This window comes from Pseudomonas sp. 2VD, assembly GCF_005503585.1.
Lineage (GTDB): Bacteria > Pseudomonadota > Gammaproteobacteria > Pseudomonadales > Pseudomonadaceae > Pseudomonas > Pseudomonas aeruginosa.
Map to the genome: position 1 here is coordinate 1 of NZ_SCND01000528.1, position 2,996 is coordinate 2,996.

Genomic DNA, 2,996 nt, shown 5'->3' on the forward strand with positions numbered 1-2,996 from the left:
CCTGCCGACCCCGACCGCCTGGCGCATCGGCTTCCAGTCGGCCAACCTGCTGCTCGAGCGTCACCTGCAGGAACATGGCGATCACCTGCGCCAGCTCGGCCTCTCGGTGTGGGGCACGGCGACCATGCGCACCGGCGGCGACGACATCGCCCAGGCCCTGGCCCTGCTCGGCGTGCGACCGGTCTGGCAGGCCGGTAGCCAGCGCGTCGCCGATTTCGAGATCCTCCCGGTCTCCCTGCTGGACCGCCCGCGGGTCGACGTGACGCTGCGGGTCTCCGGGTTCTTCCGCGACGCCTTCGCCAACCTGATCCGCCTGTTCGATGCGGCGGTGCAGGCGGTCGCCGAGCTGGACGAGGCGGAGGAGTTGAACCCGCTGGCCGCTCGCGTACGCCTGGAACGCCAGCGCCTCGAGGCGCAGGGTACGGCGCCGGCGGAGGCGCGCCGGCAGGCCGGCTGGCGGATCTTCGGCGCCAAGCCGGGTGCCTACGGCGCCGGCGTGCAGGGCGCAATCGAAGAGCGGCTGTGGGAGACCCGCGCCGACCTTGCCGAGGTCTACCTGAACTGGGGCGGCTACGCCTACGGTGCCGCCGACGACGGCACGCCGGCGCGGGAACGCTTCGCCCAGCGCCTGGAACGCCTGCAGGCGGTGCTGCACAACCAGGACAACCGCGAGCACGACCTGCTCGATTCCAACGACTACTACCAGTTCCAGGGCGGCATGCTGGCGGCGGTGGAAACCCTGCGCGGCGCGCCGGTGGCCAGTTACCACGGCGACCACAGCCAGCCGGACAACCCGCGCATCCGCACGCTCAAGGAAGAACTCAACCGGGTGGTGCGGGCGCGGGCGGTGAATCCGAAGTGGATCGCCGGGATGAAGCGCCACGGCTACAAGGGTGCCTTCGAACTGGCGGCGACGGTGGACTACCTGTGCGCCTTCGATGCCACCAGCGAGCTGATCGACGACCACCAGTACGCGCTGCTGGCCGACGCCTACCTGCTCGACGCGGAGACCCGCGAGTTCATCCGCCAGCACAATCCGCAAGCCTTGCGCGACATGGCCGAGCGCCTGGTGGAGGCGCAGCGGCGCGGGCTCTGGCAGGAGCCGGGGGCCTATCGCGAGGCCCTGGAGAACCTGCTGCTGGACGTCGAAGAGGAATAGCGGAGCGGCATGGCCGCTCGCGCCGCTTTCAGCGCCCCTCGGCGAGCCGCCGGGCGGCGTCGCGGAGAATCCGCTCGGTGCCTTCCCAGCCGAGGCAGCCGTCGGTGATCGAGACGCCGTAGCGCAGTTCGCCGCCGAGCGCCTGGCAACCGTCGAACAGGTGGCTTTCCAGCATTACCCCGACCAGGTCGCTGGCGCCGACCAGGCGCTGGTCCAGCACGCTGGCGAGGACGCCGGGCTGGTTCAGCGGGTTCTTGCCGCTGTTGGCGTGACTGCAATCGACCATCATCCGCGTGGCGATGCCCTGGCTTTCCAGGGCCTGGCGTACGGCCTGCACCTGCTCGGGACCGTAGTTCGAACCGTGGCGGCCGCCGCGCAGCACCACATGGGTGTCCGGATTGCCGCGGGTCTCGATCAGCGCCGGGTGACCGTGCGGGTCGAGGCCGAAATGGCGGTGGCCGTGGGCCGCCGAACGGATCGCGTCGCAGGCGATGCCGACGCCGCCGTCGGTGCCGTTCTTGAAGCCCACCGGCAGGCCGAGGCCGCTGACCAGCTCGCGGTGGATCTGCGATTCGCTGGTGCGCGCGCCGATCGCCGCCCAGCTCAGCAGGTCGTCGAAGTAGCCGGCGGCCAGCGGTTGCAGGAGTTCGGTGGCCAGCGGCAGGCCGAGGCGCAGCATGTCCAGCATCAGTTGCCGGGATAGCGCCAGGCCGGCGGCCATGTCGTCGCTGCCATCCAGGTGCGGGTCGTAGGCGAGGCCCTTCCAGCCCACCGTGGTGCGTGGCTTTTCCACGTAGGCGCGCATCACCAGGAGCAACTGGCCGTCGAGTTCGTCGCTCAGCGCGGCGAGGCGTTCGGCGTATTCGAGGGCGGAGCGGGGATCGTGGATCGAACAGGGACCGACTACCACCAGCAGGCGTGGGTCGTCGCCGTCGAGGATGGCGCGGATGGCGTCGCGGCTGGCGGCGACCTGGCTGGCCAGCTCCAGCGGCAACGGCTGGCGAGCCTTGAGTTCGAGCGGGCTGGGCAGGCGTTCCAGGGCGGTACGGGCGGTGGCGCTGGGCAGGGCGACGGCCTGGGCGTTCGGCGAAAGGGCGGTCAGTGCGGATACGGATGAGTTCATGGTCTGGCTTCCTGGGCTGGCGGCGGGCATCCCGCGCGCGTCGTGCCCTATCGAGGTGTTCGGCAATGTCGTGGGTTGGCGAGCGGCTGGCGGCCGTCGCTAAATCGCCAGGTGTTGAGCGGGTAGCCAGTGCGGTAGCGGTATGCGGTCATGATCGATGTCCTGTGCGTTGGTCTGTGGTTGTGGCCTTGTGGGCCGGAAAATCGGGCTGGAAAAACAAAACCCCCGGTCGGGGAGCCGACCGGGGGTTTGCGTGTGCAGGGTAGGCGTCCCGTATACCGTGGGCGCCGTTGGGGTATCAGGCGCCGGAGTGGCTAAACCAATACCCGAAGAAATACGCGGCACGGGGTGCCTGCGGCGCACGCGCGCGCAACGACAGGCCAGGGCGCGAGGCGCTGGAGTGCAGGTGCGGATGGCGGGTGTGCGGCATGGGTTTCTCCCGTGAACGAGTCCCGAGCTTACTGCAAGCGAGGCGGCCGGTTCAACGACTGTTTCACGGTTCGATACCGGCGCCGCCGGCCTGATAGACTTGGCGGTCCGTATTTCCGTCCGTCCGCCGCAGGAATCCCCATGAGCGCTACCGTGCATTACCCCCTGTCCGCCGTGGTCGCCGCCGACGAACTGAAGCTGGCGCTGTGCCTGGCCGCGGTCGATCCGGCGATCGGCGGGGTACTGATCGAGGGGCCGCGCGGAATGGCCAAGTCGACCCTGGCG

The 2,996-nt window shown here is 69.9% G+C and carries 2 protein-coding genes and 1 pseudogene; 2 read left to right on the top strand and 1 reads right to left on the bottom strand.

Annotated elements, in window-relative coordinates; translation table 11 throughout:
• On the top strand, positions 1–1,159 hold a 1,159-nt coding region (locus tag FFS27_RS31095; RefSeq protein ID WP_171019267.1), incomplete at its 5' end, for a cobaltochelatase subunit CobN.
• A gap of 28 nt (positions 1,160–1,187) precedes the next feature.
• Here FFS27_RS31095 and FFS27_RS31100 read toward each other — a convergent pair.
• Positions 1,188–2,282, bottom strand: a complete 1,095-nt coding sequence (locus FFS27_RS31100; RefSeq protein ID WP_003091055.1) for a 3-deoxy-7-phosphoheptulonate synthase — start codon at positions 2,280–2,282, stop codon at positions 1,188–1,190.
• A 570-nt stretch (positions 2,283–2,852) separates the two neighbouring features.
• On the opposite strand from FFS27_RS31100, the pseudogene FFS27_RS31105 reads away from it, so the two are divergent.
• A pseudogene (locus FFS27_RS31105) lies at positions 2,853–2,996 on the top strand (magnesium chelatase); the annotation flags it as partial.